This window comes from Paracoccus caeni (assembly GCF_016629665.1).
GTDB lineage: Bacteria > Pseudomonadota > Alphaproteobacteria > Rhodobacterales > Rhodobacteraceae > Paracoccus > Paracoccus caeni.
The window spans coordinates 188031-210416 of the sequence record NZ_JAEPRQ010000005.1; the positions used below are offsets into that span (position 1 = coordinate 188031).

General features: G+C 63.3%; 19 protein-coding genes. 9 read left to right on the plus strand and 10 right to left on the minus strand.

Annotation, left to right across the window (positions count from 1 at the left end):
* Positions 1-26 precede the first annotated feature (26 nt).
* The 8 genes from JJJ17_RS14415 to JJJ17_RS14450 are packed head-to-tail and all read right to left on the minus strand — an operon-like array spanning position 27 to position 6094.
* Complete coding sequence (locus JJJ17_RS14415) at positions 27-923, minus strand: metal ABC transporter substrate-binding protein (protein ID WP_200687597.1); 897 nt, start codon at positions 921-923, stop codon at positions 27-29.
* Positions 920-1819 carry a metal ABC transporter permease gene (locus JJJ17_RS14420; protein ID WP_200687599.1) on the minus strand — a complete coding sequence of 300 codons (900 nt, stop codon included), beginning with the start codon at positions 1817-1819 and terminating at the stop codon, positions 920-922. The genes JJJ17_RS14415 and JJJ17_RS14420 overlap by 4 nt, the downstream gene beginning before the upstream one ends.
* Positions 1816-2532 carry a metal ABC transporter ATP-binding protein gene (locus JJJ17_RS14425; RefSeq protein ID WP_200687600.1) on the minus strand — a complete coding sequence of 239 codons (717 nt, stop codon included), beginning with the start codon at positions 2530-2532 and terminating at the stop codon, positions 1816-1818. The genes JJJ17_RS14420 and JJJ17_RS14425 overlap by 4 nt, the downstream gene beginning before the upstream one ends.
* Complete coding sequence (locus JJJ17_RS14430) at positions 2529-3452, minus strand: metal ABC transporter solute-binding protein, Zn/Mn family (protein WP_200687602.1); 924 nt, start codon at positions 3450-3452, stop codon at positions 2529-2531. The genes JJJ17_RS14425 and JJJ17_RS14430 overlap by 4 nt, the downstream gene beginning before the upstream one ends.
* Positions 3449-4009: a DUF6162 family protein gene (locus JJJ17_RS14435; protein ID WP_200687604.1), complete on the minus strand. Its 561-nt coding sequence runs from the start codon at positions 4007-4009 to the stop codon at positions 3449-3451. The genes JJJ17_RS14430 and JJJ17_RS14435 overlap by 4 nt, the downstream gene beginning before the upstream one ends.
* On the minus strand, positions 4006-4332 hold the full coding sequence (locus JJJ17_RS14440) for a hypothetical protein (RefSeq protein ID WP_200687606.1): 327 nt from the start codon (positions 4330-4332) through the stop codon (positions 4006-4008). Before JJJ17_RS14440 ends, JJJ17_RS14435 begins: the two co-directional genes overlap by 4 nt.
* A complete protein-coding gene (locus JJJ17_RS14445) occupies positions 4329-4874 on the minus strand; it encodes a thiamine pyrophosphate-binding protein (RefSeq protein WP_200687607.1) in 546 nt (181 codons plus the stop codon). Before JJJ17_RS14445 ends, JJJ17_RS14440 begins: the two co-directional genes overlap by 4 nt.
* Positions 4871-6094 carry a PepSY-associated TM helix domain-containing protein gene (locus JJJ17_RS14450; RefSeq protein ID WP_234464112.1) on the minus strand — a complete coding sequence of 408 codons (1224 nt, stop codon included), beginning with the start codon at positions 6092-6094 and terminating at the stop codon, positions 4871-4873. The genes JJJ17_RS14445 and JJJ17_RS14450 overlap by 4 nt, the downstream gene beginning before the upstream one ends.
* Before the next feature lie 314 nt (positions 6095-6408).
* Between JJJ17_RS14450 and JJJ17_RS14455 the strand changes: the two genes are divergently transcribed.
* A complete protein-coding gene (locus tag JJJ17_RS14455) occupies positions 6409-8625 on the plus strand; it encodes a TonB-dependent siderophore receptor (RefSeq protein ID WP_200687609.1) in 2217 nt (738 codons plus the stop codon).
* A 34-nt stretch (positions 8626-8659) separates the two neighbouring features.
* Here the strand turns inward: JJJ17_RS14455 and JJJ17_RS14460 are convergent, their stop codons facing one another.
* Entirely contained in the window at positions 8660-9673 is a 1014-nt protein-coding gene (locus JJJ17_RS14460) for a LacI family DNA-binding transcriptional regulator (protein WP_325168820.1), read from the minus strand.
* Between the two features lie 240 nt (positions 9674-9913).
* Between JJJ17_RS14460 and JJJ17_RS14465 the strand changes: the two genes are divergently transcribed.
* From JJJ17_RS14465 to JJJ17_RS14485, 5 genes are all read left to right on the plus strand, one after another.
* Entirely contained in the window at positions 9914-11578 is a 1665-nt protein-coding gene (locus JJJ17_RS14465; protein WP_234464113.1) for a Na/Pi cotransporter family protein, read from the plus strand.
* 382 nt (positions 11579-11960) lie between these two features.
* Positions 11961-12986: an ABC transporter substrate-binding protein gene (locus tag JJJ17_RS14470; protein WP_200687612.1), complete on the plus strand. Its 1026-nt coding sequence runs from the start codon at positions 11961-11963 to the stop codon at positions 12984-12986.
* Positions 12987-13059: 73 nt separating this feature from the next.
* Positions 13060-15258 carry an ABC transporter permease gene (locus JJJ17_RS14475; RefSeq protein ID WP_200687614.1) on the plus strand — a complete coding sequence of 733 codons (2199 nt, stop codon included), beginning with the start codon at positions 13060-13062 and terminating at the stop codon, positions 15256-15258.
* On the plus strand, positions 15255-16310 hold the full coding sequence (locus JJJ17_RS14480; protein WP_200687616.1) for an ABC transporter ATP-binding protein: 1056 nt from the start codon (positions 15255-15257) through the stop codon (positions 16308-16310). The genes JJJ17_RS14475 and JJJ17_RS14480 overlap by 4 nt, the downstream gene beginning before the upstream one ends.
* A gap of 10 nt (positions 16311-16320) precedes the next feature.
* The gene (locus JJJ17_RS14485) at positions 16321-17133 is read left to right on the plus strand and encodes an inositol monophosphatase family protein (RefSeq protein WP_234464114.1); all 813 of its coding nucleotides are present in this window, start codon (positions 16321-16323) and stop codon (positions 17131-17133) included.
* 57 nt (positions 17134-17190) lie between these two features.
* Here the strand turns inward: JJJ17_RS14485 and JJJ17_RS14490 are convergent, their stop codons facing one another.
* Positions 17191-17847: a GntR family transcriptional regulator gene (locus tag JJJ17_RS14490; RefSeq protein ID WP_200687619.1), complete on the minus strand. Its 657-nt coding sequence runs from the start codon at positions 17845-17847 to the stop codon at positions 17191-17193.
* A gap of 191 nt (positions 17848-18038) precedes the next feature.
* Here JJJ17_RS14490 and JJJ17_RS14495 point away from each other — a divergent pair, with 191 nt between their 5' ends.
* From JJJ17_RS14495 to JJJ17_RS14505, 3 genes are read left to right on the plus strand one after another with little or no spacing between them, the layout of a single operon-like run.
* Positions 18039-19421, plus strand: a complete 1383-nt coding sequence (locus JJJ17_RS14495) for an SLC13 family permease (RefSeq protein ID WP_200687621.1) — start codon at positions 18039-18041, stop codon at positions 19419-19421.
* Between the two features lie 41 nt (positions 19422-19462).
* Positions 19463-20836 carry a malonyl-CoA decarboxylase gene (locus JJJ17_RS14500; protein WP_200687623.1) on the plus strand — a complete coding sequence of 458 codons (1374 nt, stop codon included), beginning with the start codon at positions 19463-19465 and terminating at the stop codon, positions 20834-20836.
* Positions 20837-20849: 13 nt separating this feature from the next.
* On the plus strand, positions 20850-22361 hold the full coding sequence (locus JJJ17_RS14505) for a malonate--CoA ligase (RefSeq protein ID WP_200687625.1): 1512 nt from the start codon (positions 20850-20852) through the stop codon (positions 22359-22361).
* The last annotated feature ends 25 nt before the right edge of the window (positions 22362-22386 follow it).

The window sequence follows — 22386 nt, forward strand, 5'->3', positions numbered from 1 at the left end:
AATCGACCCGTGCTATGATACGCTGATCACCGCGTCAGCGCCGCGACCCCGGCGCTGATTGGGTCCTGCGGCTGATCCTTGGGCAAAGTGTCCATCGTCAGGCTGCGGATGCCCGCCTCGTTCAGCGTCGCGATCAACTCGTCGGGCATGTCGCGGGCCAGAAGCACCGTCATGATCTGGTTTTGCTGCAACCATTCGGTAATCTGCTGTGATCGCTCGGGCGTCCATTCGCGCGGGGCGGCGATGATCTGGGCGCGCAGGTCCAGCCCAAGATCGGCGGAGAAATAGCCGAATTGCGGCGACAGGGCGACCACCTCGACGGAATCGAGCGATGCAAGATCGCTATCGGCTTGCGACTTGATCGCCAGCAAATCGTGTTTCAACGCGCCCAGATTGGCCGCGATCTGAGCGGCATCTTCAGGCGCAAGGCGCGAAAGGTCGGCGGCGACGATCTCGGCCATTTCGCCAAGACGGGTGGGGGAAAGCCACGGCGCGGTTTCCTCGCCTGCGGGGGGCATCGGCTCCAGCCCAAGCTGGGCGTAAAGGGCGTCGTCCTGATCGGTTGCATCCATCAGGGCGATGCCGGGCAGGCGTTCGTCCAAGGGCTTGGCGGCGTCGATTTCGATAATGCGGATATTGGCGCGGCGGGCGGCGGGATAAAGCGGATCATCGGGCCAGAAAGACCGCAGGGTCAGCACGGCATCGGCATCCTTCGCCGCTGCCTCGACCGTTTCCTGACCGCGACCGTGAAGATATGACGCAAGCCGCGAGGCGGGAAGTTTGTCGGGCTGGACCGCGACGATGTCGATGCCGCTGCCCTTGGTCAGGGCGCGGGCAAGGGCGTTGGTGGCCGGATGGGCGGTCAGGACCGTCTCGGCGCTGGCGGGCAGGGCCAGCAGCATCAGCGCAATTGCCAGTTTCATGCGGTATCCCCCCGGAATGCGGGCATCAGCGCGCGCAGCGTCGTGCAGATAAGGAAGCAGGTGCCTGCGACAAGGATGATTGCCGCGCCGGACGGGACCGGCAGGTCGAACTCCATCGGGATCAGGATGCCGGTCAGCGTGGCGAATGTGGCGATGCCGACCGAAAGCCACCAGAACCCGGCCAGAGAGCGTGCGACGATGCGGGCGGCAGCGGCGGGGATGACCAGCAGCGCGCCGACCAGCACCGCCCCGACGATCTTCAGCGCGGCGACGGTGACGACGGTGACCAGCACCACGAAAAGATAATCCAGAGTGCGGACTGGCAGCCCGCGCACCTGCGCAAGCGCCGGGTGGAAGCTGGAGATCATGAAGCGGTTGTAAAGCACCGCCGACAGCGCTGTGACCGCGATCCCCACGATGGCAAGCACCGCCAGATCGGTGCCATTGACGGTGAGGATTGACCCAAACAGCACGTTTTCAAGGATATGGACGTTGATCCTGCCCGCGAGGATCAAGAGGATCGAGGCGCCAAGCGCCAGCGACATCGACAAAAACACCCCGATCAGCGTGTCCGCCGAAAGGCCAGTCCGTCCACGCAGATATTCCAGCGCCAGCGTGAACAGGATGCAATAGCCGAAAAGCGCGCCATAAGGGCCGGTATAAGGCTCGCCCGCGAGAATGCCGATGGCAACGCCAGTCAGGGCGGCGTGGCCCACCGCTTCGGCGAAAAAGGCGTGGCGACGGATGACGACCAGTGTGCCAAGACTGCCCAGCATCGGGCCGGTGATCAGCCCGGCCAGCAGCGCGTTGACCGCAAATCCCCAACCGAGAGAGGCGGGCAGCCAGCCCGCTTCGGCCAGCGATTGCACCCATTGGCGGAAGGCTTCGAAACTCATGCCACGGCGCTCCGCTGTGAGAAGAGGTCAAGGACGCGGTCGGCATCCAGCATCGCTTCGGGCTGGCCGTCAAAGATCACCCGACGGGCAAGGCCGGTGACGTGATCGGCAAGGCGGCGGACGGCCAGCAGATCGTGTTCGATCCACAGCACGGTCACGCCGTCGCGGCGCAGCGACTGCATCACTTCGGCAAAGATCGCGCCGCCGGATTCGTCCAGCGCCGACATCGGCTCATCAAGGATCAGCAGATCGGGCGCGGGTTCCAGCGCCTGTGCCATCAACACGCGCTGACGCTCGCCCCCCGACAAAGCGCCCATGCGGCGACCGGATTTGCCCGCCATGCCGACACGCGCCAGTTGCGCCTCGACCAGATCGCGGGTGGCGCGGCGGGGTTTCAGGAAGCCGGGGCGGTTGCCGTCCAGCGTGCCAAGGAAATCGCCGACGGTCATCGGCAGACCGGCATCGAATTGCAGCGCCTGCGGGACATAGCCGATACGGCCGGGACGGGCGGGCCAGTTCAGCGACACGGTTCCACGATGCGGCATCTGCCCCAGCAGGCAGCGGATCAGCGAGGATTTCCCGCCACCATTCGGGCCGACAAGCGCGTGAATACTGCCGGGGGCAACGGTCATATCGACGCCCGACAATACCTCGGTTCGGCCAAGGGTCAGGGACAGATTTTGGATCGCTATGCCGGGGCCACGCGCGGTCATGCCACGTTCTCGCGGATGGCGCGGACGACGGTGGCGAAATTCGCCGCCATCTCGATCTCGAATTTTTCGGGCGTGTAGGGGCCGTGGATGATGTGGGACAGGGGATACATGCTGACCCCGGTTTCCGCCTCGATCGTGTCCACATAGGTCGAGGGGAAATTCGATTCCGAGAAGATCACCGAGACATTCAGATCGCGGATCTTCTGGATCGTGCGGGCCAGTTGCGAGGGGGACGGCTCGATTCCGTGGGCGGGTTCGACCACTGCCGTCACCTCCAGCCCGAATTCGCGCAGCAGATAATCATAGGCGCCGTGGATCGTGGCGACCTTGAAGCTGGGGGCGGGGGCTTCGACCACCTGCGCCAAAGCCTCGGCCCGGATCGCGCGCAGGCGGCGGTTATAGGCGCGGGCATTGGCGGCGAAGGTTTCCGCATCATCGGGGCGCAGCACGCCAAGATCGCGCGAGATGGTCTGCACCTGCGCCATCGCCCCGGCGATCGAGATGAAGGTGTGTGAATTCACCACCCGCCCGTCGATCCGGTCGCCAAGGCCGCGTGCAAAGGCGCCGACGGCAGGCAGCAGCGGCACGTTGCGATTGGCCTCGATCACCGCGACATCGGGGTTTTCGGACGCCTCGATCATGCGCGAGGCGAAATCGTCATGGCCGATCCCGTTCAGCACCACGGCGTCCAGCGCGCCGATGCGGCGGATATCCTCGGCCCGTGGTTCATAGGCGTGAGGGTTGAAGCCCTCGGGGACCAGCGGCACCGGCTGGCCCAGATCGCCAAGGATATTGGCAAGCCACGAATAATAGGGGTGCAGCGTTACGCCGACGCGCAGGCCGGGGGCTGTCGCATGAAGGCGAGAGGCAAGGGGCAGCGCCAGCGAGGCGGCCAGAAGGCTTCGGCGGGTCAGGGTCAATGCTGGTCGTCTTTCCGTGTCACGCTGGCGTCGAAGCGGGTGATGACCTGCCGCCAGCCCGCGGCGATCAATGCCGCATCGTCAAGCGCGCTGGTCGAGGCCGCGCCATCCCGGTGCAGCCAGATCGTCGGCGTTTCTCCTGCAATCCGCATCAGCATCGCGCCTGCGACCTCTTTGGCGGCGGGCTGGCCCAGCCAGCCTTGGGCATCGGTCGTCTCGATCAGTTGCCAGTGGTGGCCGCCGCGCGCGGTGGCGGTGGCGTCGGCGAAGAAGGGGGGCAGGCCTTCGGCGGCCAGCGCCTCGGGGGTGACCTGATCCAGATAGGGCATCTCGTCCGCGGCCAGCAGCAGATCGGCGGTCAGCCCCTGTTCCGCCGCGTTCAGCCCGCTGCGCAGGTCGACCTGCCAATGCGGCAGCGAGGTTGCGGTGGCGGTGTCACGATGCAGCGCGATGAAGCCGGTCGCCGACAGCACGACGATCAGCGCCGCCAGCAGCACGGCCACCGTCTCTCGCCGCCCAGAGGCCGGGGGGACGATGACCGAGATGGCGGAACTCACTGTTCGATGCCTTCGACATCCTGCCAGTCCACCTCGACGATATGGCCGGGACCGGCATCGAAGAGGATGTAGAACTCACCTTCCGGCTTCTGGAACGAATATTTCGAGCTGGCGTCGAATTTGGCCGGGATAAGCACGTCCTCTTCATAAGAGATCACGTCCAGCTTGACCCCTTCGGCGCTGGTCCCGTCCGAGAAGCCGCCGGTGCAGATGACATCCGCGCCATGCGCCTCGCAGGTGCAGAAGGGATAATGGGCCAGCGCGGGCAGGGCCGAGGCGCCAAGAAGCGTGGCGGTCAGAAAGGTCAGCTTGCGGATGGTCATTGCTGTTTCTCCTTGCGGGCAAGCCATGCGGCGGTGGCGGGTGAGACCTGATCCACGGCGATGTCGCCATGATGAACGGTGCCGTCCCATTCCTCGACCGTCAGCCAGAGATTGTCGGAACTGTCCACGCTGGGCGGCACCTGAAGATCGGCAGTCTGGCGGACATGCGAGCCGCTGAACAACGCCCCGGCGGCGCGCAGGGAACGCGGCTTGCCAAAGCGGGCATGGATAGCGCGGATGCGATGCTCGCAGCCCTGACACAGCGAGACCGAGAACTGCTTGCGCGCGCCCGCCACGCCCATATCGATCGGCGCAGTCAGCCAGAACTCGGCGATTTGCAGATCGAAGGGGCCGACCTGCACATGTTTTGCCTCGCCACTGCCAAGCCCGGCATCGCCGGTGAACAGGCTGATATCACTGTAATATCGCGGCAAGGCGGCCAGCGGCACCAGAACCGCCAGCGCGCTGAGGTGAAAGCGCCAGTCCTGCCACCAGCGGCCCAGCCGGGTCCGCGCCTCGCCGCGTTGGACGCCCGCGCTCATTCCGCAGGCTCCAGCCGACCGGCGCGGCCTTCGCGCAGGATATCGCGGGTCTCGCGGACGGTGCGCTTGGTCCAGATCAGCATGCCCGACAGCACCATCATCGACAGCAGCAGGCCGAAGCTGAAGTAGATCACCTTGAGCCACAGCCCCATGAAATCGCCCGTATGCAGCGGTCGCATGGAATTGGTCACCAGTTCGACGACGGAATAATCCGACACCCGGCGCAGCTTCACCACCTCGCCGCTATAGGGATCGATGGTCGCGCTTTCAAAGACCAGCGGGTAAGAGCCGCGCCCGAAGATCTGGACCGGGTCAAAGGCGTTGCCGGGCATGAAGATGCTGTCGGTGCGCAGCCCGGAATGGGCGGTCTGCGCCGTCGCGATCATCCCATCAAGGCTGACCGGCGGCAGGTCGTCGCTTTGGCTGACGACGGGAATGCTTTCGCGCTCCAGCACGGTTGGAATGCCTGCGGTCGAGACGGTGACGCCGGTATCGGACAGGATCGCCTCGACAAAGAACCAGATGGCTGAGACGGCGATGATGATGATGAAGGGGATCGACCAGATGCCCGCAAGCCGGTGAAAATCGCCCCAGAACAGCCGCGCGCCCTTGCCGATGCGCAGGCGCGGTTTGAAATAAGCGCGCCAGAATTTCTTGTAGACCAGAATCCCGGTGATGACCGAGCCCAGCATCGGGATGCCCATGAAGGCGACCGCATACCAGCCCCAGGAATAGCCGGTGGTCCATGGCAGGAACAGCCAGCCATGCAGCGCCCGCATGAAGGTGCTGAAGCCGACAGAGGCGGCTTCGCCCTGCACATGGCCGTCATACGGGTTCACATACAGTCCCACGCCCCGCCCGGAGGGTTCCGAGACAAAAACCGTCGGCGCGAAATGCGTCTCGACCGGCCAGCTTACCCATTGCATCTCGCTGCCGGGGCGCTGTTCCATCACCTTGGCGATCAGCGCGTCGGCGCCCATCCGTTCCTCGATCCCGGCGGGCTGGCTGGCCCGGACGCTTGGATCGAACAGCCAGACGATCTCATGGCTGACGGTGGCGATGGTGCCGGTGACGCAGATGAAGAAGACATAGGCCCAGACCGGCAGCGCCAGCCAGCCATGCAGCAAAAGCCACAACCGCGCCATCTGCGCCTTGCGATTCTTTGGCCGGGCGACGGGTTTCCGTGTCGCCCCTGTCGGGACTGGTGCGATCGGTGACATGCTGGGCTCTCTGATTGTGCCTGCAGGTGCTTTAGGCCCAAATTAATCCGAGTGGAATAGTTGGGATTACCAAATGCGCGAAAATCAGCAAGCCCGGAAAGCCATATCGCAGCGGTTTTGCCACAAAAATTCACCGTTTTGCGGATTTGCAGTTCCGCTTGTCACTGACCGGGAGTAAGTGGCGCGCTGTCACGCACCCTCTGCGCGTCATTAGCCAGGAGCCGCCGGCAAGACCGGGCGCCCAAGCAAATCTCTGACATTCCGAGATCGCGGCTGCCCGCCGGGCAAAGCCGCATTTCCCGCAGGAGAAGTTCATGTTTCTGGCACTGAATCGTCGGCGGGCGCAGTCTCGCCTTGGCCGTCTTGGATCGCGCACCGCCTTGCCGACGCTGGCACTTGCCGGTGTGGTTGCTGCAATCCCGCTGACCTCTGAGGCGCAAGAGGGCACCGAGCCGATCGTTCTGGATCAGATCACGCTGAGCGCTGACAGCGCGACCGAAGGCACCGGTAGCTATACCAGCGGCGGCGTGTCGGGGTCGGCGGCGGGTCTGGGCCTGACCGCACGCGAGACGCCGCAATCCGTGACCATCATCACCGATCAGCGGATCCGCGATCAGGGCGATGAGACGCTCAATCAGGTGATCGACCAGACGCCGGGGCTGACGGCGATGCAGGGCAATGGCGAGATGCGCTGGTCCTATTATGCGCGCGGATCCTCGGTCGATAATATTCAATATGATGGCGTGGCAAGCTATGTGCATTTCTATGCCCGCGACGTGAACCCGCAGGACGACATGGCGATCTATGACCGGGTCGAGGTGGTGCGCGGCGCGACAGGTTTGCTTGAGGGGACGGGCAATCCCTCTGCCTCGGTCAACCTTGTGCGCAAGCTGCCCACCGCTGATGCGCAAAGCGTGGTCGAGACGGAATTGTCCAGCTTTGGCAATGTCCGGTTAAGCTATGATACCTCGCGGCCCCTGTCCGCGGATGGTCGTGTCCGCGGCCGCTTCGTCGCCTCTGGCGTGGCCGGGGATGGCTATCGCGACAATCTCAAGGACGCTCGTGGCATCCTTTACGGCGTGGTCGAGGCCGACCTGAGCGATGCAACCACGCTGAGCCTTGGGCTAAGCCATGCGCATGAAAAGATCGACGGCTATGCCTGGGGCGGGCTGTGGACGCGCCCCGATGGCAGTTTCTACGATTTCGATGGCAAAACCTCGCCCTCGCTGGATTGGGAATTTTCGGACCGCAAGCAGACCGTCGGCTATCTGAATCTGGATCATGATTTCGGCAATGGCTGGTCGCTGGATGCGCGGCTGCGCGTCTCGGAAGGCGATGCAGAGATGATGTATTCCTATATGCGCTATGAAGAGACCGGCGACCTGCTGCGCGATGGCGGCAATGATTTCTATATCAACCAGTCGCGTTCGGTGGATGTCCGTCTGTCAGGCCCGGTAAGTCTGTTCGGACGCGACCATGACTTTGTCATCGGCGTGAACGGCAGTCGCGACCGCACCCGATATGATTCGCATAAAAGCTTTACCGACATTATCGAGGACCCTTCGGTCGCCGATCCCGGTTCCTATCCCGATCCTGATTTCAAGCCGGGCAGCGATTACTGGGACATGGTGAACAAAAATTACGGCATCTATGCCTCGGCCCGCTGGAATCTTGCCGATACCACCAAGGTCATCACCGGCGCGCGTTTGGCCTGGTATGATTACATCGACGACGCATCCTGGGGCGGCAGTTCGTTCGAGGTGGACAGCCAGTTGGTGCCCTATCTGGGCGTGGTCCATGATCTGAACGACCGGGTTACGGTCTATGGCAGCTATACCGGCATCTTCGCGCCGAAATCCGAACGCGGCGTGGATGGTCAGCTTGATCCGGTTGAGGGAAGCAACCTTGAATTCGGCGCCAAGGCCGAGTTTCTGGGCGGCGATCTGATCGCCTCGGCTGCGGTGTTCCAGACCGATCAGGACGGTCTGCCCGAAAGCGATCCCGATCATCAGGACTGTGCCGGGCCGGGACCGACCTGTAGCATCGCGGCCGGTCTGATCCGCACACGCGGGGCAGAGGTGGAACTGGCAGGGGCGATCAATGATCGCTGGAATGTCTGGGCCAGCTATACCTATGCCAATTCGAAATATCGCGAAGGCGAAAAGTCCGGGCAGCGCTTCAACACCGCGACCTCGCCGGAACATCTGCTGAAGCTGGGCGCGACCTATGATCTGGCAGGGGCGCTGGAAGGGCTGACCGTCGGGGGCTCGCTTCGCTATCAAAGCGTGATCTTCGCTGACGAGCCGGGCGGCGGCTGGAGCAGCGGCGGCGTTCCTTATCGCCTGCAACAGGGCGGTTATACGCTGGTCGATCTGATGGCCCGTTATGATCTGTCGGATCAGACCTCGGTGCAGCTCAATATCGATAACCTGTTCGACAAGACCTATTACTCGGCCATTTCCGAACCAGGTTATGGCAACTTCATCGGGCCAGAGCGCAGCGTTTCGCTGGCCCTGCGTCACGCATTCTAGGATTTTCCGGGCGCGGTTCGCTGCGCCCGGATGTCTATGGCCGGACGGTCTTGCGCCAGACGATCTGCGCGGGGAAATGCGTGGTCAAATTCTCCATGCCGTCCTCATCCTCCAGCACTTTGGCGATGTGGCTGGCCATTTCGCGGACCGGCTGGCGGAAGGTGGTCAGGTCGTAACCCAGCCAGCCCGCCACCGGGATGTCATCGAAACCGATCAGGCAAAGATCCTCGGGCAGGCGCAGGCGGAATTCGACCCGTGCCACGTCCAGAAAGCCAAGGGCGATCAGGTCAGTGACGCAGAAGGCGCCATCGGGCCTGTCAGACGCCGCCAGAAGCTGCCGGGCGCCATCCGCACCCGCGCCATAGCCGGTCGGCCCGGCGCGGGCGACGCTGACCTTCAGCCCCGATTGTTCGGCAGCGGTCAGGAAGGCGGTTTCCCGCGCGATCAGGCTGGGCGTGCCTGCGGTTGAACTGACCAGCGCAAGATGCCTGCATCCGGCGCGTTTCAGGATCAGACAGGCTTCCTTTGCCGCCACCTCATTCTCGACCAGCACGAAATGCGGGCCTTTGATGGCATCGTCGCGGTTGATCAGGATCACCCGCTGACCATGCTCAATGCAGGTCTCAATCAGCGACGAGGGAGGTGAGCCCGACACCACAATCGTCGCATCGGCCCGATAATTCAGCGTCTGGCGCAAGGCGGATGCGACGTTTTCGGGCCGCCCCGCAGTGGTCAGCACCATCACCACCTTGCCCATCGCCTGCAATTCGCGGGTCGTCGCCTCGACAATGGCGGCCTGATGCGGCGCCTCCAGTTCGGCCACGATGATGCAGACGATGCCCGAGCGGTGGTGGATCAGCCCGCGTGCCAGATGGTTGACGTGGTAGCCCAGCTTCTCCGCCGCAGCCATCACCTTGGCGCGGGTTTTCGGAGAGACGCTGGCCCCATCGGTAAAGGTCCGCGACACTGCCGAGCGCGACACGCCGGCAAGTTCAGCCACCTTGTTTGCACTGACCGAGGCCTTCTTGGTCTTCGATTTTTTCGCCACTGGGTTCCGGCTTTGAATGAAGGTGTTGCGCGCAAGTCGCTGATTTGATCTTTGCGGAAGATTGCACCGGAATGCAAATAAGTTAATCGCGTTCACGTCTGAAAACGACCGAAATCATGGGGTTTTTCTGCTTATCCCTGCCGCGGCCGCACAATTCCTTGTGCAATCTTCGCAGGATATTGCAACGCTGTGCAATTGATGCCAGATTGAGGGGATGACTTATGCACCCCTTGTCGGAGGATGCCGTTGGACTCCACCATCCAGTTGATCGACCTGCTTGGCGCGGCGGCCCTGTTGCTTTGGGGGTTGCGGCTGATCAAGACCGGGGTTCTGCGTGCTTACGGTGCCACCCTGCGGCGCTGGCTGGCGCGCGGGGCGGGCAATCGCGTCATGGCGGCTTTCTGGGGGTTTCTGGCGACTTTGGGGTTGCAGTCCAGCACGGCGTCGGCGGTGATCGTGGCCTCGTTCACGGCGCGAGACATCGTGCAGCCGCGTATGGCGCAGGCGATGATGCTGGGCGCCAATCTGGGCACGGCGATCGTGACGCTGATCCTGTCGGCGGATGTGCATTGGCTGGGCAGCGCCGCCGTGTTTATCGGCGTGGTGCTGTTCCAGACCTCGAAGCTGAACCGCAACCGCAATCTGGGCCGGGCGATCCTTGGGCTGGGCCTGATGCTGCTGGCACTGCAATTGCTGGGCGCGGTGACCGAGCCATTGCGCGATTCACCGACCGTTTCGGCGATCCTGTCGGGTCTTGAGGATGCGCCGGTGTTTGCGGTCCTGATCGCGGCGGGGCTGGCGATCCTTGGTTCGTCCAGTCTGGCGGTGGTGGTGTTGGTGATGATGCTGGCTGCCGCCGGGATCGTCGGGCCAGAGCTGTCGTTGTGGCTGGTGGCCGGGGCCAATCTGGGTGGCGCGGTGCCGCCCTGGCTGGCCGTCCGGTCCGAGGGGGTTGCCGCGCAGCGGGTGACGCTGGCCAATCTGATCGTGCGGGGGATCGGCGCGTTGCTGGTCATGGTGCTGGCGGTGCCCTTGGCCGATTTGCTGGGGCGTGTGATCTCTGATCCGGCTTTGTTCGTGGTGACGGCGCATATCGCGTTCAGCGCGATCCTGCTGGTCGTGTTCCTGCCGCTGATCGGGCCGGTCGCGAAGCTGGTGGAATGGCTGCGCCCGGATGATCCGCAGGCGGGCAGGGTGGTGCCGAACTATCTGGACGAGAACCTGTTGCCGATCCCCGAAATGGCGCTGGCCGTGGCCGCGCGCGAAACGCTTCGGCTGGGCGACAAGGTCGGCGAAATGCTGGAGCAGACGCTGATCACCTTGCGCGAATCTGATGAGGCCGCCCGGGCCGAGGTCTCGGTGCTGGAGGCCGAAGTGGACCGGCTTTACGAGGCGATTAAACTTTACGTTGCGCGGATCAGCCGGGCCGAGCTTGACGCGGATGATGCACGGCGCGCGCATGAGATCATCTCTTACGCGATCAATCTTGAGCATATCGGCGATATTATCGAAGGCGGTCTGGCCGATGCGGCGGCGCGCAAGGCGCAGCAGAAGCTGGCCTTTTCGCCCGAGGGTCAGGTCGAGATCGAGGGTTTTTATCGCCACACGCAAGAGAATCTGCGGATCGCGCAGGCGATCTTTCTGTCGCGTGATCCGTCGCTGGCGCGGCGTCTGGTGGCGCAGAAGGTGGAAAGCCGGAAACTTGAGGCGCAATCTGCAGAACGGCATCTGGCGCGGATGCGCGGCGGGCGGGTCGAGACGCTGGAATCCAGCGCCATCCATCTGGACCTGCTGCGCGATCTGAAGCGGGTGAATGCCCATGTCGCCTCGGTCGCCTATCCGATTCTGGAAGAATTGGGGATGCTGAAGGAAAGCCGCCTACGAGAGGTTGGCGCGGCGGGGTAGGGTGTCTTGGCTGCTGTCTTCGGAGAGCAGAGGGCTGGGCACAGCCGCGGTTGGGCACCTGCAACAGCCGTGCTTTGCGCTTTATGGTGCCGTGTCCCCTGCCGTCTCTGTAGCGCGTAACATCCCCAAAGTGCCCAGCCGGGGGGCGGCTGTGCACTGCCCGGCGGTGCCTCCGGCACCTTGACTCCGGGCGCATCACGTCAACCGAATGACCGGGCGAGGGTCATTGCGCGGCTGTGCAAAACTGCGCTCGCACATGGCGTCACATTTCTGTTTCAAATCTGTAACATGAACGGTTGACATCACCCCGATTCGTGTCCGAACCTGATGCACGGCTTTGCAAAACAAGCGTGCCTCGGGAGAAGGCTAGGGGAGGAAGAAGATGAAATTGAGAACCGCTGCCATCGCGGCAGGCGTCGCATCATTACCGGCATTCGCAGCCCAAGCGGCAGAACTGAACCTGATCTGTTCCGCCGATGTGGTGATCTGCGAGAAGCTGGTTTCGGAATTCGGCAACAGCCACCCGGATATCAGCGTGAACATGGTGCGGATGTCCTCGGGCGAGACTTATGCCCGTGTCCGGGCCGAGGCGCGCAATCCGCAGACCGATCTGTGGTGGGGCGGCACCGGCGATCCGCATCTGCAGGCCGCTGCCGAGGAGCTGACCGCCGTTTATGAATCGCCGATGCTGCCGGAACTGCATGACTGGGCGGTGAAACAGGCGGAAATCTCTGGGAACCGGACGGTCGGCGTCTATAGCGGCGCGCTTGGCTGGGGTTACAATACGCAGATTTTCGAAAGCAAAGGGCTGAAGGAACCGGCCTGCTGGTCCGATCTGCTGGACCCGGGCCTGAAGGGCGAGATCCAGATTGCCGATCCGAACTCGTCGGGCACCGCCTATACGACGCTTGCCACGCTGGTTCAGTTGATGGGAGAGGATGAGGCGTTCGAATATCTGAAACAGCTCAACGCCAATGTCGCCCAATATACGAAATCGGGCTCGGCCCCGGTGAAGTCGGCTGCGCGGGGCGAGGCTGGTTTGGGCATCGTCTTCCTGCATGACGCGGTGTCGCAATCGGTCGAGGGTTTCCCGATCAAGCCGATGACGCCTTGCGAGGGGACCGGCTACGAGGTCGGTTCGATGTCAATCATCGAAGGCGCGCCGAACCCGGATGAGGCGAAAATCTTCTATGACTGGGTGCTGACCGCCGATGTGCAGAACCTGATGCCCGAGGCGGGCTCGTTCCAGCTTCCGTCGAACAAGGCGGCTGTGGCGTCCGAGCATGTCCCCGATCTGGGTGAGATCAAGCTGATCGATTACGACTTCGCCGAATATGGCGGGGCCGAACGGCGGCGTGAATTGCTGGCCCGTTGGGACGCAGAAGTCGGCGGGCGCGCGACCGAATAATCCGGCGCGCGATCCGAATGGCCGGGGCTGGCGACACGGCCCCGGCATCTGACGAGAACGGGACAGGCATCGAATGAATGCGGATGACAAGCGGCTGAACCGGCTGATCCTTGGCGCTGCGGCGGCATTGCTGATCCTGCCATGGTATCGCGTGCGCAGCGGTTTCTTTGGCTTCGGTTGGCTGGAGGACGTGATCTCCACCCCCGATCTGTGGCCGGGATTGGTGCAGGCCGTCATCGGGCGCTGGCAGGTTTGGCCGGTCCTGTTGCTTGTCGCCGCCACGATCTGGCTGCGCATCGCGACCCCATCGGGCGCGAAAAGAGGCCGGACGATGATCTGGATCGGCGCGCTTGGCCTGATCTGGCTGGCCGTCGAAGGTCTGTCCGTCGGCACACGCGGCTGGAACTGGGGGCTGCTTGAGGCGACGTTCGGCGAGGCGGCAGGTCAGCCTGCTTTCGGCGCGGGCGCGATCATACTGGGGCTGTTTTTCACCTGCATGATCTCGTTCGGGAATGCCGAGCGCGGCGCGCTGAAGGGGGATGCTTTCATCCTCACCGCCATTTCGATCCTGATCCTGCTGGTCGGGGTCTTTGTCTTTTACCCGATCATGTCGATCTTCACCGGCGCGTTTCAGGATTTCGACGGCTCCTTCACCTCGGAAGGGGTCCGCCGCAATATCGTCGATCCGCGCATCTGGAGCCTTGGCTGCCTGACCGGCGGCTATTGCGGTGTCGCGTGGCGGACGTTCTTCCTTGCGGTCTGCACCGCCACCGCCACCACCGCGCTTGGCCTTGCCTTCGCGCTGGTCGCCACCCGCACCCGCTTTCCCTTCAAGAAGGGGCTGCGCCTGCTGACCATTCTGCCGATCATCACCCCGCCTTTCGTCGTGGGCCTTGCGCTGATGATGCTGTTGGGCCGGTCGGGCACGCTGACGCAACTGATCGAATCCGGCACCGGCTGGGAGCTTGGACGCTGGCTTTACGGATTGACCGGCATCTGGCTGGCGCAGGTTCTCAGCTTCACGCCCATCGCCTTTCTGGTGCTGATCGGCGTGGTCGAGGGCGTCAGTCCGTCGATGGAGGAAGCCAGCCAGACCCTTCGCGCCGGGCGTTGGCGGACCTTCCGCAAGGTGTCGCTGCCGCTGATGGCACCGGGTCTGGCGAATGCGTGGCTGATCGGCTTCATCGAAAGCATGGCCGATTTCGGCAACCCCTTGGTGCTGGGCGGCTCGGGCGGGGTGCTGTCCACCGAGATTTTCTTCTCGGTCGTTGGTGCGCAGAACGATCCCTCGCGGGCGGCGGTGCTGGCGGCGGTGCTGCTGTTCTTCACGCTTTCGGCCTTTCTGGCACAGCGGCTGTGGCTGTCGGGTCGCAACTTCGCCACCGTTGGCGGCAAGGGCGACGGCGGCACCCATTCCCTGCTGCCCCGGCGGGTTGCCATTCCGGTCATCAGCCTTGTCAGCCTGTGGAGCCTCTTCACCATCATCGTCTATGCGATGATCCTGTTCGGCGGTTTCGTGAAACTGTGGGGGCTGGATCACACGCTGACCTTCGAGCATTACATCCGCGCCTTCGGGGTGACCTTTGGCGAGAACGGCATACGTTGGACCGGGGTGGCGTGGAACAGCTTCTGGACCACCATGATCATCGCACTGATCGCCGCGCCACTGACGGCGGCTGTCGGGCTGATCACCGGCTGGCTGATCGCGCGGCAGAAATTCCCCGGCAAGACCATCTTCGAATTCGTGCTGATGATGAGCTTCGCCATCCCCGGCACGGTCATCGGCATCAGCTATATCATGGCCTTCAACCTGCCGCCGATCCAGATGACCGGGACCGCGCTGATCCTGATCGTCTGCTTCGTCTTCCGCAACATGCCCGTCGGCGTGCGTGGCGGGGTGGCTGCCATGGCGCAGCTTGACGGCAGCCTTGACGAGGCGTCGCTGACCCTTGGCGCCAATTCCGGGCGCACCTTGCGCCGGGTGATCCTGCCGCTGCTGCGGCCCGCGATCATGGCGGCGCTGGTCTATAGCTTCGTTCGGGCGATCACCTCGATCTCGGCGGTGATCTTTCTTGTCTCGGCCAAATACAACATGGCCACGTCTTATATCGTCGGTCTGGTCGAAAACGGGCAATACGGGGTGGCGATCGCCTATTCCTCGGTGCTGATCGTGGTGATGATCACGGTGATCGGGGGCTTCCAGCTTCTGGTCGGCGAACGTCGGCTGCGGCGCAGGACCACACAACAAATCGCCAGGGAGGCAGCGACGTGAGCAATCCGCAAAGAGGCGCGGTCGAGTTCCGCTCGGTCCGCAAGGATTACGGGGCATTCACCGCGATCCCGCATCTGGACCTGAAGATCGAGCCGGGGCAGTTGGTGACATTGCTGGGGCCGTCCGGCTGCGGCAAGACGACGACGCTGCGGATGCTGGCCGGGCTGGAGACGCCGACCCAAGGCGCGATCCTGATCGGCGGGCAGGATGTGACACGCCTGCCGCCAAACCGGCGCGACGTGACGATGGTGTTTCAAAGCTATGCCCTTTTCCCGCATATGAGCGTGTTTCAGAACATCGCCTATGGGCTGGAATCCGGCGGGCTGCGCGCGTCCGAAGCCCGCGCCGCTGCCGGCAAGGGGCTGGAACTGGTCGGCCTCTCGGGCCTTGGCGACCGCCTGCCGTCCGAGTTGTCAGGCGGGCAACAGCAACGCGTGGCGGTGGCGCGCGCGCTGGTGCTTGAACCGCAGGTGCTGCTGCTGGACGAGCCTTTGTCGAACCTCGACGCCCGTTTGCGCCGCCGCGTCCGCACCGAGATCCGCGAATTGCAGCAAAGGCTGGGCTTTACCGCCGTCTATGTGACCCACGATCAGGATGAGGCCTTGGCCGTGTCCGACCGGATCGTGGTCATGAAGGACGGCCATATCGCCCAGGACGGCACCCCGCGTCAGCTTTACGAGACCCCCGCATCCGAATTCATCGCTGATTTCATTGGCGAGGCGAATGTGATCGGCTGCGATGTCATCTCGGTCGAAGCGGATGGCGCGCGGGTTCGTGTCGGCTCGCAGGAGATTGCCTTGCCCGCCCGATCAGCCTCGACCGGCGCGGCCAAGCTGGCGGTGCGGCCGAATGCCTTCCGCGTCCTGCAATCCGGCGAAGGGCTGGCGGGCAAGGTTCTGTCGGCGGCCTATCTGGGCGATCATTTCGAATATGAGATAGACACCGCAGCCGGACGGTTGTTCGTGGTGGATGGCGACAGCACCACAGCCGCTGCGCCGGGTGCTGACGTGGTGCTGCAATTCCGTGGCGCGGGTGTGGCGCTGATTGCCTGAGGACATGAATATGCTGGACGATACGCAACTTGCCTCACGGCTGGCCACGGTCGAGGTGATTGCGCGCAAGGCGGGTGCCTTGGCGCTGAACTATTTCAACAGCCGCGACGATCTGGAGATCGAGACCAAGCGGACATTGACCGACATGGTCTCCATCGCTGACCGCGAGGTCGAAGAGCTGATCAGGGACGAGATTGCCCGCCTCTTCCCCGGTGACGCTATGCTGGGCGAGGAATACGGGCTTCAGGAAGGCACGACCGGGCTGACCTGGGTGGTCGATCCGATAGACGGCACCGCGCCGTTCCTGAACGGCCTGCCCGCGTGGTGCATCTCGATCGGGTTGATGGATCAAAGCGGCCCGTTACTGGGCGCGATCTTCGCGCCAGTTCTGGATGAGATGTTTCTGGGTGCGCGCGGGCAGGGGACGACCTTGAACGGCAAGCCGGTTCAGGTCACCTCGCGGTTCGATCTGTCCTCGGGGCTGCTTGGCACCGGCTCGAACGACCGGGTGCCGGCCGCGCGTGTGGGGCATTTGCATGGTGAACTGGCCGAAGCCGGGGTGGCATGGGTCCGCTATGGCTCGGGCGCGCTGATGCTGGCCTATGTGGCGGCGGGGCGCGTGGTGGGCTTCTGCGAACCGCGGATGAGCCTGTGGGATTGCCTTGCCGCCTATGCGCTGATCGAGGCGGCAGGGGGCCGGGTCGGCCCGATCCCGTCCGAGGCCCGACAGGGTAAAGGGATGGGCGTGCTGGCCGCGACCCCGCAGGATTTCGAGAGGCTGGCGGCACTGACGCGGTTCGACGCCGCCGATTGGGAGCTTTGAGGGGCTAAGCGGACGGGCGGTGGCTTGAGCGCGCGGTTCTGCCTGAAAACCCTGCTTTCACGCAGGCTGCCGCATCGCCGCCACCAGATCGTGGAAGCGATCCCCCTGCACGATCACATGTTCGCGCAAGGCCAGCGCCGCAGCATCCGCATCACCGCCCCGGATCGCGGCGACCACGCTGTCATGTTCCTTGAACGACCGCATCATCCGGTTGCGCACCTGCAACTGCATCCGCCGATAGGGCTGCAGCATCGCATGCAGCCGTGACGCCTCCTGCTCCAGAAAGGCGTTATGGGTCGCGCGATAGATACAGTGATGGAAAGTGGAGTTGCGGGCATAGTAAGCCTCGACATCGCCCGCCTCGGCAGCTTCGCGGCAATGTTCATGCACCGCTTCCAGTTCTCGCAATTCGGCATCGGTCACGCGTCTCGCGGCAAGGCGGCCGCAGGTCGCCTCGATCTCGGCCATGACCTCGAACCGCTCGGCCAACTCGCTTGGATTCCACTCGGTTACGAAGGTGCCACGCTTGGGGACGACCCGGACCAGACCGGATGCCTCCAACTGATGCAATGCCTCGCGGACGGGGGTGCGGGAACAGTCGAACTCGCGCTCCAGCGCCTCGGGATCAAGCTGGCTGCCGGGCAGATAAACCCCTTTGACGATTGCGTTTTCCAGCGCGTTGCGGATCCGCACGGTATTGGAAATCGCAGCCATTACTTCCCCTCGCAAAAGACCACGCCACCATAGCCAGATCGGCAAGATTTATCCAACGTGATTTTTGTTATATACATCACGTAACGTAATACGTACAACAATAGTAGGAGGAGATTCGTGCGTCCAACGCATGGATCACATGAGGCCGGATCAACCGGCCATACGAGGTTTGCAAGGAGGAGGAGCCGCGCATGACCCCGCATCTGATATCAATCTACGCTCTGGCCGTGATGTTCGTGATCGCCACGGTCTGGCCGATCAATATGGGCGTTCTGGCCTTTGTCGGCGCTTTTCTGGTCGGCACGCTGCTGGCGGGCCAATCGACCAACGACATCATCGGCGGCTTTCCGGGCGGCTTGTTCCTGACGCTGGTCGGGATCACTTGGCTGTTCGCACTGGCGCAGAACAACGGCACCATCGACTGGCTGGTGCGGATGGCCGTGCGCGCGGTCAAGGGCAGGCTTGCGGCGATCCCGTGGATCATGTTCGGCATCTCGGCGATGCTGACGGCGGTGGGCGCGGTCAGCCCCGGCGCGGTCGCCATCGTCGCACCAATCGCGCTTGGCTTTGCCTTCCGCTATCATATCTCGCCCTTGATGATGGGCCTGATGGTGGTCCATGGCGCGCAGGCCGGGGGCTTCTCGCCCATCAGCATCTATGGCGGCATCACCAATGGCGTCGTCGAAAAGGCCGGGCTGCCGCTTAGCCCGATGACGACCTTCGCCGCCAGCTTCTTCGTCAACGCCGCCGTGGCGCTGATCCTGTTCATGGTGCTGGGCGGACGCAAGCTGATGTCAGCGCGGCTTGAAAATCTCGAGCCTGTCGATGTCCCGCATGTCGAGATCGCCCGCGCCGCCACCGGCCCGCAAATCTTTGGCGACAGCGAGGCGCAGGCGCTGACCCGCCGCGTCGGCAAGGAAGGCGGCGGCCATTCCAACAAGCTGGTGGCCGAAGTGCCCGAGGGCGATCATCCCGACGGCAACCTCTATCAGATGGTGACGCTGGCCGGGCTGGCGCTGCTTGCGGTGCTGGTTCTGGCGTTCAAGCTGGATATCGGCTTCGTTGCCCTGTCCATCGGCCTTGTGCTGGCGCTTTGGGCACCGACCATGCAGAAACGCGCGATGGCGCAGGTCGCCTGGCCCGAAATCATGCTGATCACCGGCGTCAGCACCTATGTTGCGGTGATGGAACATATGGGCACGGTCGATTTCGTGGGCGACAGTGTGGCTGGCATGGCCTCGCCGCTGCTGGCAGCGCTGATGCTGTTCTTCATCGGCGCGGTCGTGTCGGCCTTTGCCTCATCGACGGCGGTGCTTGGATCGCTGATCCCGTTGGCGGTGCCGTTCCTGCAAGGCGATACCGGCGTCGGCGCCATCGGCTTTATCGCCGGTATGGCGGTTGCGTCCACCATCGTCGATGTCAGCCCGTTCTCGACCAATGGTGCGTTGGTTCTGGCCAATGCGCATGGAATTGACCGTCAGGTCTTCTTCCGCAAGCTGCTAAGCTATGGTGCGCTGGTGACAGTGCTGGCGCCCGTGGTTCTGTGGCTGATCTTCGTGGTGCTGCCGGGTTGATCCCGGCGGCCTGAACCGACCCCGCCTGACAGGAGGCTAACGTGACAAAGCTTGATCAAAACCCGCGTCAGGCACGCCCGGCCTTCTGGTCGGAACTGCTGGGCACGCTGACTGCCAGCGGGCGGCGGATGCTGGGCCGTCGCGCCGATGGCGGCAGGGTTGAGGCGCCCGATCTGGCCGAACTGGGCGAGATCCTTCTGTCCCGGCGGGGCGAGGCTTCGGGCGTGGTCATTGCCCGCGAACTTCTGGCGGGCTTCGATCAAGCCGATGAGACGGCGCGGCTGGTGTTTCTGCAAGCACTGGCCGACCGTTTCGGAAGTGATCCAAAAAGGATAAAGAAGGCGCTTCAGGCGGTTGAAAAATCGCCTGAATCTACCGAAGCGATCGAGGCACTGCACGGTGTCTCTGAACCGAAACGGCAGGAACTGTTCCGTCGCCTGAACCTTGCGCCCGGAGGCACCGCCGCACTGGTCAGAATGCGCGAGGAGTTGCTTCGCCATTTGCGCGACAATCCCTCGCTTCGCCGCGTGGACGGAGATTTCGGGCATCTGTTTTCGTCATGGTTCAATCGGGGGTTTCTGTCCTTGCGTCATATCGACTGGAACACCCCCGCCAGCATTCTTGAGAAGATCATCCGCTATGAGGCGGTCCACGCGATCCAGAACTGGGACGATCTGCGCAACCGCCTGCAGCCGACCGACCGCCGCTGCTATGGCTTCTTTCATCCGCAACTTGTCGATGAGCCGCTGATCTTCGTCGAGGTCGCGCTGACCGAAGAAGTGCCGGGCAAGGTCGCGCCATTGCTGGATCTGAAGCGCAAGCCGATCAAGGCGGAAGAGGCGGATACGGCGGTGTTCTATTCGATCTCGAACACGCAGCGGGGTTTGGCCGGGGTGTCCTTTGGCAATTTCCTGATCAAGCAGGTGGTCGAGGAATTGAAGGCCGAACTGCCAAATATCCGCACCTTCGTCACCCTGTCGCCGGTGCCGGGCTTTGCTGCATGGCTGAAGAAACAGCGCGAGGATGAAGGCTCAGACCTGCTGACGCCGGATCAGCGTATCTCACTGGCATTGCTGGATGAGCCGGGCTGGCAGAACGACAAAACCAAGGCCGAGGCGCTGCGCGAGCCGTTGCTGGCCGCTGCCGCCACCTATTTCCTGATCGCCCGCGATGGGCGTGGCCGCGCCGTCGATCCGGTGGCGCGCTTCCATCTGGGCAATGGTGCGCGGCTGGACCGGCTGAACTATCTGGGCGATGTCTCGGATAACGGTATGGCGCAATCGCATGGGCTGATGGTGAATTACCTTTACGATCTGGGCCAGATCGAGGTGAACCATGAAATCTTCGCCGAACGTAATGAAATCGCGGCCTCGGACAGTGTGCGCCGCGCCCTGCCTGCCAATCTGAACCTGTGAACCGGGGGACAATATGAGTGCCAATCTGTTCGATATCCTTGTCAGCCGCATCGCCGATCCCGCAGCGCTGGCCATCGAGACGCTGGACGGCCAGCGGATCAGCTATGCCGATCTGGTGGCGCGGGCCGGGCGTATGGCGAATGCGCTGGCCGGGCTTGGGGTAAAGCCCGGCGACCGGGTGGCGGCGCAGGTCGAGAAATCGGTCGAGGCGATCATCCTTTATCTGGGCACGGTCAGGGCAGGGGCGATCTTTCTGCCGCTGAATACCGGCTATACCGCGACCGAGATCGATTATTTCGTCGGCGATGCGACACCTGCGGTCTTTGTCTGCGATCCCTCGCGCCAAGACGATCTGCAGGCGGTGGCCGACCGTGCGGGGGCGCGGCTGGTGACGCTGGATGCGGCGGGCAAGGGCAGTCTGACCGATGCGGTCGCTGCCGAGGGAGAGATTTTTGCGACCGTCCCGCGCGAGGCGGATGATCTGGCGGCGCTGCTTTATACATCGGGGACGACGGGGCGGTCGAAAGGGGCGATGCTGACGCATGGCAACCTTGTTTCGAACACATTGGCGCTGATCGAGGCGTGGCGCTATTCGGCCAGCGATGTGTTGATCCACGCGCTTCCGATCTTTCACACGCACGGGCTTTTCGTGGCGACCAATGTCACGCTTTTCTCTGGCGCATCAATGGTTTTCCTGCCGAAATTCGACGTTGACCGGATTTTCGAACTGATGCCGCGCGCCACCGTGCTGATGGGCGTTCCGACCTTCTATGTCCGGCTTTTGCAGGATGATATGCTGACGGCCGAGAATACCTCGAAGATGCGGCTTTTCGTGTCGGGATCGGCGCCTTTGCTGGCCGAGACGCATCGGGAATGGGAGGCGCGGACCGGCCATGCGATCCTTGAGCGCTATGGCATGACCGAGACGAACATGAACGCCTCGAACCCTTATGAGGGCGATCGGGTGGCGGGGACGGTGGGGATGCCGCTGCCGGGGGTCGAGATCATCGTGACCGATCCCGACAGCGGCGCGGAACTGCCGCGAGGCGAGATCGGGATGGTCGAGGTGCGGGGGCCGAACGTTTTCAAGGGCTATTGGCAGATGCCGGAAAAGACGGCGGCGGAACTGCGCGAGAACGGGTTCTTTATCACCGGCGATCTGGGGAAGATCGACGAGCACGGCTATCTGCACATCGTCGGGCGCGGCAAGGATCTGATCATCACCGGCGGCTACAATGTCTATCCCATTGAGATCGAGGCAGAAATCGACGAGTTGCCGGGGGTGAACGAATCCGCGGTAATCGGGCTGCCGCATCGCGATTTCGGCGAGGGGGTGACCGCGGTGGTGGTGGCTCAGAAAGGCGCGGATCTGTCCGAGGCCGATGTGCTGGCACCGCTGGAGGCGCGTTTGGCGAAGTTCAAGCTGCCGAAACGGGTGATGTTCGTCGAGGAACTGCCGCGGAACACCATGGGCAAGGTGCAGAAGAACATGCTGCGGGATCGGTTCGCGGATCTTTATCGTTAAAGGTCCGCGCAACACCTGCGGGCGT